Genomic DNA, 11,211 nt, shown 5'->3' with positions numbered 1-11,211 from the left:
GCTGATCGTGGCGACAGCTCCGCTCAAGCCCACGATCAGCCATCCCGGACTGCGTGACCGTCTTTACGAGCTACTCGAGCGCGATGATTTGCCGCATTCGGGCGGCTCGCGGTTTGCCGGGTTCATCGTCGCGATCATCACCGTCGACGTGCTGGCGGCGATCCTGGCCTCGGTGCCCGAGATCGATGCACAGTTCGGATGGCTGCTGACCGCGGTCGAAGTCGCGGCAGTCATCGCCTTCGCGCTCGAATACGCCGCGCGGCTCTGGAGCGTGGTCGGCCATTCCCTGCGCGACATGACGCCGCTGAAGGCGCGGCTGGAATACGCCTGCTCGGCGCTCGGCGTGATCGACCTGCTCGCGTTCCTGCCGTCGGCCGTCGCCCTGGTCATCAACGACAAGATCGCATTGGTGCTGTTCGGCATGCTGCCGTTCCTGAAGCTGGTGCGCTATTCGCCCGCGATGCGTTCGCTTCTGGCGGCGCTGCATGCCGAGCGGCGCACGCTGTTCGGCTGCGTCGTGATCCTGACCGGCGCCGTGCTGCTGTTCGCCGCGCTGCTCTATGCCATCGAGCACAAGGTGCAGCCGGACAAGTTCGGCACCATGCCGCAGGCGATGTGGTGGGCGATCGTGACGCTCGGCACGGTCGGCTATGGCGATGTCGTTCCGGTGACGCCGCTCGGCCGGATCGTCACCGTGGTTGCGATCGTGGTCGGCTTCGCGATGATCGCGCTGCCGGTCGCGATCATCTCGAGCGCGTTCGCCGAGGAGGTCCGGCGCCGCGACTTCGTGGTGACCTGGGGCATGCTGGCGCGGGTGCCGCTGTTCTCGCATCTTGGCGCTGCCGACATCGCCGACATCATGCGCCTGTTGCGCTCGCAGACCATCGAGGCCGGCGAGGTGCTGGTGCGGCGCGGCGAGGCGGCCTCATCAATGTATTTCATCACGGCGGGCGAGGTCGAGATCGACCTGCCGAGCCAGCGGGTCCGGCTTGCCGACGGCACGTTCTTCGGCGAGATCGCGCTGCTGCGCAGGACCAATCGCTCCGGCACGGTAACGGCGACGCGCAAGACCAAGCTCTTGCTGCTCGATGCGCAGGACTTCCATGCCCTGATCGAGCGCATGCCGGCGCTCGCCGCACATGTCCGGGAGACGGCCGAGGCGCGGCTCGCCGATCCGCTCACGGCCGGCGGCGACCTCGCCGTCGCGGAGATCGCCCAGCCGCCCGGCGAGGCCGACGGCGGCATCCGGGACTAGTCAGTCTCTCCGCAGGAAAACGTAATCCGCCGAATACGCCGCACTCCCAAGCGCGCCGGCCTTGTCGCAGGCGCCGCTGAGCTCGCCGCCCGAGGTGTTGATCCGCTGCACCGTGGCAACACTGGAGAACAGGCCGTTGCCGCGGTGGGAAATCACTTCGAGCTTCAACCAGGCGATGTCGGCAGGGGTCGCGCCGGGCGCGCTGCCGGTGGTGCGGGCGGTCACTGCGCTGCCGTCGACATGCTCCCAGTTCGGGCCGGCATAGTGCCGGCCGACGGTGCGGCCGTCGGCGATCAGGGTGGCGACCGGTTCGCGGAACGACCAGGCGAGCTTGCCGTCGGTGACCGGCTTGCACTCGTAGACCTGCACACCCTCGGCATGGACTGACAGGACCGGAATCTCGCTAGGCGCCGCGACGGCGTCCGGCAGGGGATCGGCAGCTGATGCCGCCGACCCTGTGAGCGCGAATGATGCGAGCACGACGGCTCTGACAAGGGCCTTGGTCATGCTCGCACCCATCATTCCAAGACGGCAGCCTTTAGGTGGCCATCGCCTTCACGAGATTGTCGGACACCTTGTCGAGGAATCCGGTGGTCGAGAGCCAGCGCTGGTCGGCGCCGACCAGCAGCGCGAGGTCCTTGGTCATGTAGCCTTCCTCGACGGTCGACACGCAGACCTTCTCCAGGGTGGTGGCGAACTTCGCCAGCTCCGGATTGTTGTCGAGCTTGGCGCGGTGGGCGAGGCCGCGGGTCCAGGCGAAGATCGACGCGATCGAGTTGGTCGAGGTCTCCTTGCCCTTCTGGTGCTCGCGGTAGTGCCGGGTCACCGTGCCGTGGGCAGCTTCGGCTTCCACCGTCTTGCCGTCCGGGGTGAGCAGCACCGAGGTCATCAGGCCGAGCGAGCCGTAGCCCTGGGCCACGGTATCGGACTGTACGTCGCCGTCATAGTTCTTACAGGCCCAGACATAGCCGCCGGACCATTTCAGCGCCGAGGCCACCATGTCGTCGATCAGGCGGTGCTCGTAGGTCAGGCCCTTGGCCTCGAATTCCTTCTTGAACTCGCGGTCGTAGATGTCCTGGAAGATGTCCTTGAAGCGGCCGTCATAGACCTTGAGGATGGTGTTCTTGGTCGAGAGGTAGACCGGGTAGTTGCGCAGCAGGCCGTAGTTCAGCGAGGCGCGCGCGAAATCGATGATGGAGTCGTCGAGATTGTACATCTCCATCGCGACGCCGGCGCCGGGCGCCTTGAACACTTCGCGCTCGATCACGGTGCCGTCCTCGCCGACGAACTTCAGCGACAGCGTGCCCTTGCCGGGGAACTTGATGTCGGTGGCGCGGTACTGGTCGCCATAGGCGTGGCGGCCGATGATGATCGGCTTGGTCCAGCCCGGAACCAGACGCGGCACGTTCTTGCAGATGATCGGCTCGCGGAAGATCACGCCGCCGAGGATGTTGCGGATGGTGCCGTTCGGCGACTTCCACATCTGCTTCAGGCCGAACTCCTTCACCCGGGCCTCGTCGGGGGTGATGGTGGCGCATTTGACGCCGACGCCGACCTTCTTGATGGCTTCGGCGGCGTCGATGGTCACCTGGTCGTTGGTTTCATCGCGGTATTCCATGCCGAGATCGAAATAGAGCAGTTCGACATCCAGGAACGGGTTGATCAGCTTGTCCTTGATGTACTGCCAGATGATCCGGGTCATCTCGTCGCCGTCGAGCTCGACGACGGGATTGGATACCTTGATTTTTGCCATGACGGAGAGGCCCTCTTGGGAACAGCGCGCTTTTGACGGCGGGTTGGAAAATACGCCTGCGCTATAGCACTGCCCGGGGACGGGCGAAAGCGCACCGGTTATGCACTTTCAGCCCATCATTTCACCTAAAATGGGACCTGAGTGGCGGTCCCGGCCACGATGTACCAGGTCACGAACAGGCCCGCGATCAGGGCGCCCGGCAGGCTGGATCCGGTCCGCCGCCAGGTAAAGGTCGCGATCACGGCCACGATCGCCAAGAGCGGTACGAACTGGATCGCGACGATGGTCGAGAGCGGCACGAAGCCGGGGTCCGGCAGCGGGTTGAACAGCTTCCCCGTCAGCCACATCGTGCCGTATTGCAGCACCAGCAACACGATGAAGCCAAGCGTCAGCGCCAGGATGTTGGTCAGATAAAGCGCCCCGCGCGGCGCGCTCATGGTCGAGAAATTCCGGTGTAGCACGTGCAGCGCCACGACGAAAAACGCCGTGAACGGAATCAGATAGATCAGGAAGATGAGGAATTGCTTCGCGCTCATCAATTTGAGCGCGACGATCCAGAACCTGAAGTCGATCTTGAACGCGAGGTCGGCGAGCCAGAGCGCGGCGTAGCCCACCGCCACGGAGGCCAGCGCGATCACGACGGATTGACCGATCAGGCCGGCCCGGCTGGCGCGCTTGGGGGCGAACCGCATCAGGGCCAGCGTGATCAGCAAATTGATGATGGCCCAGACCAGGATCTGGTTGGTGATGCCCTGCGGCAGGACCGCGCTCGGGGTGACGAAGGTGCCACCGAGCGCGAAGGCCGGGTAATAGGTCAGCGCCGGGACGAAGGCGGACAGGATGAATGCCGTGGTCCAGCGCCGGCCGCTCGCCGCCTGATGCGGCGGCATGGTGCCGTCGGCAACCGCCGGTAGCCGCAGGCGGGAGAACATCTGGGCCTCCAGCAGCCCGTCGAACGTCCCGATGACGAGAGCAACGAAACCGATCAGGGCGATCAGCGTGCCGATCTCCTTGCGGAACCAGATCTGGTCGTCGACCGGGCGCGGCGTGCCGCCTTTCAGCGTCTTGGCGAACCAGTCGAGGCTGTAGCCGATCGCCTCATGCGAGATGTGCTCGGCCGGATGGGTCATCGCGGGGGTGTAGAGCACCCGCGCGGTGCCGTTGGCCGGGTCGCCATAGACCTTGCCCGGCTCGACCGCGCCTTGGGTGCCGAACAGCGCCCAGAGTTTCGGGCTCGTGGTGACGTCGCGGGCGAGCTGGACGCCCCACATCAGGTCGGGGAATTCCTCGTATTGGGCGAACACCAGCGCGGTGTTGCGCGGCCAGCTGGTGGTGCCCTCGGCGGCAAATGGCTTGCCGGTCGACGAGCCCTCCAGCACCATCGACTTGTAGTCGTTGGGCATCGCGGCGGCAGCCGCCAGCACGGTCCAGCCGCCCATCGAGTGGCCCTCGAGGCCGATGTTCTCCTTGTCGACGAAGGGCAGGCTGCGGAGATAGGCGAGGCCGTCAGGTCCACCGAACCCGTTGGCGAAGGAGGGCGGGTCGCTATAGCCGTGGCCGGTCTGGTCGAGCGCCAGCACCACATAGCCGCGGCGGGCGAACTCGATGGCGAAGCCGTCCTGGGTCTCGCGCGAATTGATATAGCCGTGGACGGCGAGGATGCCGGGCGCCGGGATCTGCGCCGTCGCGTTCGGCGGGACGTAGAGCAGGGCGCTCATGGTGTTGCCCTTGGCGCCCTTGAACCTGACATCCTCGATCCGGATGCCGCCTGCGGTCTGCGTGAAGTGGGCGAGCAGGCTCCCCGCCACGATCAAGATCAGGCCCACAATCGCCAGCGTCCATCTGCCCCGCATCGTCGTCTCCCCCAAGGTGCCTCGCCGTTCAACCGGCGTCTCAAGCGTGCCTTTACAGCTTCGCTTTGGTTGTGGTTGATAGCCTATCCGAAGGCGAAGCGCGCGCAAGCGGCGACCCCGGCGTTGTGCGAACGGGATTCCGATTGAGGATTCGCAATCGCGGCTAACCCTGTTATCTGCTTGGAGAAATTGGTCCCGCGCAAAACCGGTGCAAAGCTGGTTTCGGGGACCTGTATGAGACTTTGAATCAGCCGCTTCGGAAGCTGATTCAAAATCTTCAGACGTTGAATCAGAAAGTGAAGTGAGATGTCCGGCACCGACAAGACCAAGGCAGGGCACGACCTTGCCGGTCCCGTCGTCATCCTGGTCGAGCCGCAGCTTGGCGAGAACATCGGCATGGCCGCGCGCGCGATGGGCAATTTCGCGTTGACGCGGATGCGCATCGTCAATCCGCGCGACGGCTGGCCGAACATCGCCGCCCAGCGCGCTGCTGCCGGCGCCGACCACATCATCGATTCCGTCGAACTGTTCGACACCGTCGAGCAGGCGATCGCCGACCTCACGCTGGTGTTCGCGACCACCGCCCGCGCCCACGACCAGGCCAAGCCGGTGGTCGGGCCAGAAGGCGCGGCCAGCGAGATCGTCGGCCATGTCGCGTCCGGCGGCGGCGCCGGCATCCTGTTCGGGCGGGAGCGCTCCGGCCTGACCAACGACGAGGTCGCGCTCGCCAACCGCATCATCACCTTTCCGGTCAATCCGGGCTTCGCCTCGCTCAATCTGGCGCAGGCGGTGCTGCTGATGGGCTATGAATGGTTCAAGCTCTCGACCGCGGGCGCGCTGCCGTTCGCGATGCCGGAACGGTCCGAGCCGGCCTCCCAGCACCAGATGCAGGCGTTCTTCGACAACCTCGTCGCCGAGCTCGACAAGGTCGAGTTCCTGCGGCCGGCCGAGAAGCGCGACACCATGCTGGTCAACCTGCGCAACATCTTCACCCGGATGGACCCGACCAAGCAGGACATGCACACGCTGCACGGCGTGGTGATGGCGATCGCCGAGGGCCGCAAGGGCCCGGCCAAGGGCGGGGTGCTCGACGGCGCCCAGGCGACGAGGCTTCGGGCGCTGCTCGCCGAACAGGGCGGGGGCGGCGCGACCGCGGACAATTCCAGCACGGTGCGTGGCCTCGCCCGGCTGCTCCGCCGCAACCCGACCGACGCCGAACGCATCCTGTGGCAGGCGCTGACGCGGGACCGCCGCTTCGCCGGCCAGTTCAAGCGCCAGACCCCGGTCGGCCGTCACATCCCCGATTTCGTCTCCTTCGTGCACCGGACCGCGATCGAACTGGTCAATCCGAACGAGAGCGAGGCCATCGCCACCGACCGCGCCAAGCGCCGCGCCTGGCTCGAGGCGAGGGACTATCGGGTCGTCGACATGCATGTTGCCGATGTCGAGCGCGATCTCGACGGCGAGCTGGCGCGGCTGGAGGGGAGTCTTCCGCAGGGGCGGTGAGCCTCGGTCGTTGCGCCGATTGCCTGATGGCGTCGCGACCTCGTTCCAACGTCGTCCTGGCGAAAGCCAGGACCCATAACCACCGCATTCCGTGATGTATGGGATTGCGGCCACAGCGTCGCGCAACGATGGAGATTTGGGGTAATGGGTCCTGGCGTTCGCCAGGACGACACTGTGTTTATCGCGCGAGCTTTGGCTCATACACCAACATTCTCGCGACATGATTTGTCCGAGCTTTGCATCTCTTGTTCGCCGTCCTGATGTCGGAGGGCGCAGGGAAAGCCGGGTGCCGATTCCCGTTTCCATCCGCCGGATGCGTGGCGATCGACGTTTCGCGCTCAGAGACTGACTGCCGCGTGGATCGCGCGGCAGTGTTGCGGCAGAGCGTCGTGCGACACCACGAACCTCTTCAACGGCGTGTCGATGTCGTAGAAGTAGATGTTGGCCACGAAGCCATAGATGCCCGCGTCGATGGATGTCGGTTTGTCGCCATGTACATAGCCTTGCCGCGAAATCAGGTTCGCCAGTGCGGCGAGATCGGCGAGCCCGCGGGCCATCGCGGCGTCGGGCTCGAAGCGGCCGATGCCCTGGTAGTGATAGCGTTGCGCGTTGAACTCCCTGGCCTTCATCAAGCCGTCGTCGGTGAGGTCCGGATGCTCCCGCTTGAGCGCATCGCGGAACTTGGGCCAGTAGCGCTCGTCCTTCCAGCGCGAGTAGGACATCACCCAGTAGAGATCGTCGAGCATGCGCGTGACGAGGAGATCGGTGGTGCGTTGCGCCGGCGTCAGCGCCGCATCCAGCGTCACGCCGTATTTTTCGGTGACATAGCGGAGGATGGTCTCGCTGTCGCCGACGGTGTCGTGGCCGTCGACGATGTAGGGCAATTGCTGGCGTGGCGCCTTCGACGCATCGAAAATGTGCTCGTGCCGGAACGGCACGCCGGCGAGCCTCAGAAAGGCGAACACCTTCAGACCGTAGCCATTGTTGTCGGCGACGCCGAACAACGGCGGATACGAATAGAGCGTGAGCATGGCGGCTCGCCTCGTTCAGGATGGACGAGGCTACCTCAGGATCGGTCGATTGGAAACGTCAGGGCGGTGCGTGCTTCAGATGATCACGCCTTCGAAATCCCGCCGTCGATCACCGGTCCCAGCGGCTCGTAGCGTTCGCCGCTGAAGCGCGTCAGTTGCAGTTGCTCGAGCGGATAATAGTCGGTCGGCGAGGTGTTGATCTTGATGCCCGGCAGCAGCATGTCGGATTCGACGTCCCTGAGGTTTGCCGCCTGCTTGATAATGCTCTCGGACGAGATGTCGTCGCCGCACTGCTTGAGCACCTGAACCAGGATCTGGCTGGTGAGATAGCCGGTGACCGCGTAGATGTCGTTCTTGGCCGCCGTTGGATCGTATTTGTCGAGGAAGGCGCGCCATTTCTGGATCGCGGGATCGCTGTCCCAGGCGGCGTCGACGGGATCCTTCAAATAGGCGCTCGAGATGATGCCCTTGGACACGTCGAAGCCCGCGGCCTTCAGCGTCGAGCCGGCGGAGGAAGCGTTGTTGCCGATGTAATGCGCCGGCTGCCAGCCGAGCTCGGCGATCTTCTTGATGCCTTGGGCTGCGAATTTCGGCGTGGTCATGCTCATGAACACGTTGGCGCCGGCGGATTTGCAGCGAACCACCTGGCTGTCGATGGTCGGATCCGCGGTCTCATACGACAGCTCGGCCACGATTGCAGACGTCTTCGCGCCAAGTCCGTCCTTGAAGCCCTTCAGCACGTCACGGCCGAAATCGTCGTTCTGGTAGACGATGCCGATCTTCGGGTCGGTCTGCGTCGACAGTACGTGCTGCGCGAAGGCCCGGCCCTCGATCTGGTAGCAAGGCTGGAAACCCATCGTGTAGGGGAAATTCTTGTAGTCGCCGAACTTGGTCGCGCCCGAGGCGATGAAGAGGTGCGGGACCTTCTTCTGGTTCATGTATTTCATGATCGCCGCATTGGTGGGGGCGCCGAGCGGCGCAAACAGGACGTCGATCTCGTCGCTCTCGACCAGCTTGCGCGCCTGCTCGACGGTCTTGGCCGGGCTGTAGGCGTCGTCATAGGTGATGTATTTGATCATGCGGCCGTTGATGCCGCCTTGCTCGTTGATCATCTTGAAATAGCCGCCGGGCGTACGGCCGATCGACGAATAGACCGCAGCCGGTCCCGAATAGGCGTCGATGTTGCCGATCACGATCTCGGTCTTGCCTTTGGCGATCGCAGGCTTGCCGAGCAGCAGCGTGGCCGACGCGGCGGCGGTGCCCTTGATGAGCTGACGGCGTGATAGCTGGATCGAACGGTTCCTTGGCATTGTAGTCCTCCGCTTCTTCTTGTTGGCCGTTTTGGCATTGTTGGCCGTTTGGCAGCCTCTGACGGGCGTCTCGGCTTCAAGCATTCCATGCTGGTTGATCCGGATCAAACCAGTTTAGGTGCGCGGCGCTGCGGAACTTGTGCGTAGTCGCTACCAGCAGCAATATTGGCGGCGGTGTCAGGATGCGCAGCGGCGCGGCGGATCAAATGATCCACTGCGCCGCGCGTTGAGGTCGATCAGGCCGGCAAGGCCCGGGTCACCGTGCGATCATGCGCGCCGGGCCGGGGCAGCGGAAACACCCGGTCGTAGGCGATGTTGAACACGAACGCGTAGATCAGATAGAACGCCACGATCGAGATATCCATCATCAGCGCGGCCCACAGCGAGACGCCGAGATACCAGGCGACGAACGGGATCAGCAGCACGATCAGGCCGGCCTCGAACAGCATCGCGTGCGCGACGCGGATCGGCATCGTCTTGACGACACGCCCGGTGAGGCGGACCAGCGCGTGGTCGAAGCCGAGATTGAACAGCAAGTTCCAGATCGTCGCCACCGTCGCCGAGACGACGCCGATGACGCCCATATGGGCGACCGGCTGATTGAACAGCCAGGCCGCTGCCGGCGTGAAGATGGCGATACCGATCAGTTCGAACAGGACTGCGTGCCTGATCCGGTCGGAGAAGGAACGCATAGACATTTTGAAAACCCTTTCTTGTCGTTGTGATCGGGTTTCTATCTGATATTGTGGGATTATAAAGTTAGATAATATCTGGAAAAGAGATAGATGTCCCTCTCCATGGACCAGCTCGAATCCTTCGTGGCGGCCGCCGAGCAGGGCTCGTTCTCCGGCGCGGCGCGGCTTTTGAAGAAGGCGCAATCGGCGGTCAGTACGCACGTGGCAAACCTGGAGACCGACCTCGGCATTGCGCTGTTCGACCGGACCGGGCGCAACCCGGTGCTGACCGAAGCAGGGGCGCGACTGCTGCCCGAGGCAAAACTGATCCTCGATCGCCGCGAGCACCTGATCGGCGTTGCCAGCAGCTTCGAGGCGCATGTCGAGAAGCGCCTGGTGGTGGCGATCGACGAGCTCTATCCGGAGAGCGCGGTGGGCGAGCTGTTCGCGGAATTCGCCACGCGCTTTCCGCATGTCGAACTCGAGCTGCTGTTTCCGATCATGGAGGACGTCAGCCGGCTCGTGCTCGACGGCAAGGCCGATGTCGGCGTGATGTGGCGGCAGGAGCAGCTGCCGCCCGAGCTCGGCTTCAAGACCATCGGCTGGGTGCCGTTGCAGCTCGTCTGCGGCAAGACCCATCCGCTGGCGCATGGGCGGGTGGACTGGGAGGAGCTGAAGCGGCATCGCCAGATCATGGTCACGGTGCGCAACGAAGGCACCGAACGGCATCGGCTGCGTGTCGCGGCGGAGGTGTGGTGGGTCGAGAGCCATTGGGTGATCCTGCAGATCCTCAAGCACGGCGTCGGCTGGGCGCTGATCCCGGCCCACATCATGGCGAGTTCGCAGGTCGCCGAAGACCTCGCCATTCCCGAACTGGAATTCGACGAGGGCGCGCATCCGGTCGCGCTCGAAGTGGTCTGGCACAAGCAGCGGCCGGCCGGGCCGGCGGCAAAATGGCTGCGCCGCCGCTTCGCCACGCGGCCACCGATGCTCCGCCTGTGAGCGCTGGACCCGCCCGCCGTCGTGCACCGCATGGCAGCTGACATCGCGACCGCGATGTGTTGCCATGCCTGTCGCACTGACCTGACAGGGTGGAGACGATGGCGAAGCAATTGGAAGGCAAGGTCGCGGCGGTGACCGGGGCGGCATCCGGCATCGGACTTGCGAGCAGCGAAGCGATGCTGGCGGCCGGCGCGCGCGTGGTGATGGTCGACCGCGACGCCACCGCGCTCGCGGCGCTGGCGGAAAGACACGGTGATGCGGTGATTCCGCTGGTCATCGACCTGCTCGATGCCGCGGCCTGCGCGACGCTGCTGCCGCGTGCGCTGGAGAAAGCAGGCCAGCTCGACATCCTGCACGCCAATGCCGGCATCTATGTCGGCGGCGATCTCGTCGATGCCGACAGCACAGCGATCGACCGGATGCTGAACCTCAACGTCAACGTGGTGATGAAGAACGTGCACGACGTGCTGCCGCACATGATCGCGCGGGCAACCGGCGACATCATCGTGACGAGCTCGCTTGCCGCGCATTTCCCGACGCCGTGGGAGCCGGTCTATGCGTCGTCGAAATGGGCGATCAACTGCTTCGTGCAGACGGTGCGGCGCCAGGTGTTCAAGCACGGCATCCGCGTCGGCTCGATCTCGCCCGGGCCGGTGATCAGCGCGCTGCTCGCCGACTGGCCGGCGGAGAAGCTTCAGGAAGCCAAAGCGTCGGGCAGCCTGCTGGAGGCGAGCGAAGTGGCCGAGGTCGTGATCTTCATGTTGACCCGGCCGCGCGGCATGACCATCCGCGACGTCGTGATGCTGCCGACGAACTTCGATCTTTAG

10 protein-coding genes are annotated in these 11,211 nt (G+C 64.6%); 4 read left to right on the top strand and 6 right to left on the bottom strand.

Going from position 1 to position 11,211, the window contains the following annotated elements; translation table 11 throughout:
• The first annotated feature begins 4 nt into the window (after window positions 1–4).
• Complete coding sequence (locus JQ507_21450) at window positions 5–1,255, top strand: ion transporter (protein ID QRI73452.1); 1,251 nt, start codon at window positions 5–7, stop codon at window positions 1,253–1,255.
• Here JQ507_21450 and JQ507_21445 read toward each other — a convergent pair whose 3' ends face one another.
• The 3 genes from JQ507_21445 to JQ507_21435 all read right to left on the bottom strand — a co-directional run bounded on the left by JQ507_21445 (window position 1,256) and on the right by JQ507_21435 (window position 4,834).
• Window positions 1,256–1,762, bottom strand: coding sequence for a DUF3455 domain-containing protein (locus JQ507_21445; protein ID QRI67532.1), 507 nt, complete (start codon window positions 1,760–1,762; stop codon window positions 1,256–1,258).
• Between the two features lie 31 nt (window positions 1,763–1,793).
• Entirely contained in the window at window positions 1,794–3,008 is a 1,215-nt protein-coding gene (locus JQ507_21440) for an NADP-dependent isocitrate dehydrogenase (protein ID QRI67531.1), read from the bottom strand.
• Window positions 3,009–3,133: 125 nt separating this feature from the next.
• Window positions 3,134–4,834: an alpha/beta fold hydrolase gene (locus tag JQ507_21435; GenBank protein ID QRI73451.1), complete on the bottom strand. Its 1,701-nt coding sequence runs from the start codon at window positions 4,832–4,834 to the stop codon at window positions 3,134–3,136.
• Window positions 4,835–5,167: 333 nt separating this feature from the next.
• Between JQ507_21435 and JQ507_21430 the strand changes: the two genes are divergently transcribed.
• A complete protein-coding gene (locus JQ507_21430) occupies window positions 5,168–6,367 on the top strand; it encodes a TrmJ/YjtD family RNA methyltransferase (GenBank protein QRI67530.1) in 1,200 nt (399 codons plus the stop codon).
• A 338-nt stretch (window positions 6,368–6,705) separates the two neighbouring features.
• Here the strand turns inward: JQ507_21430 and JQ507_21425 are convergent, their stop codons facing one another.
• The 3 genes from JQ507_21425 to JQ507_21415 form a co-directional block, all read right to left on the bottom strand.
• Window positions 6,706–7,398 carry a glutathione S-transferase N-terminal domain-containing protein gene (locus JQ507_21425; protein ID QRI67529.1) on the bottom strand — a complete coding sequence of 231 codons (693 nt, stop codon included), beginning with the start codon at window positions 7,396–7,398 and terminating at the stop codon, window positions 6,706–6,708.
• Window positions 7,399–7,481: 83 nt separating this feature from the next.
• The gene (locus JQ507_21420; protein ID QRI67528.1) at window positions 7,482–8,708 is read right to left on the bottom strand and encodes an ABC transporter substrate-binding protein; all 1,227 of its coding nucleotides are present in this window, start codon (window positions 8,706–8,708) and stop codon (window positions 7,482–7,484) included.
• A gap of 236 nt (window positions 8,709–8,944) precedes the next feature.
• The gene (locus JQ507_21415) at window positions 8,945–9,400 is read right to left on the bottom strand and encodes a PACE efflux transporter (protein QRI73450.1); all 456 of its coding nucleotides are present in this window, start codon (window positions 9,398–9,400) and stop codon (window positions 8,945–8,947) included.
• Window positions 9,401–9,493: 93 nt separating this feature from the next.
• On the opposite strand from JQ507_21415, the gene JQ507_21410 reads away from it, so the two are divergent.
• Both JQ507_21410 and JQ507_21405 read left to right on the top strand, forming a co-directional pair.
• A complete protein-coding gene (locus JQ507_21410; protein QRI67527.1) occupies window positions 9,494–10,384 on the top strand; it encodes a LysR family transcriptional regulator in 891 nt (296 codons plus the stop codon).
• Window positions 10,385–10,482: 98 nt separating this feature from the next.
• Window positions 10,483–11,211: an SDR family oxidoreductase gene (locus tag JQ507_21405; protein ID QRI67526.1), complete on the top strand. Its 729-nt coding sequence runs from the start codon at window positions 10,483–10,485 to the stop codon at window positions 11,209–11,211.

The sequence above is a fragment of the Bradyrhizobium sp. PSBB068 genome, assembly GCA_016839165.1.
GTDB lineage: Bacteria > Pseudomonadota > Alphaproteobacteria > Rhizobiales > Xanthobacteraceae > Bradyrhizobium.
Note: the sequence above shows the minus strand (reverse complement) of the source record. Positions and strands in the feature narration are given on the sequence as shown.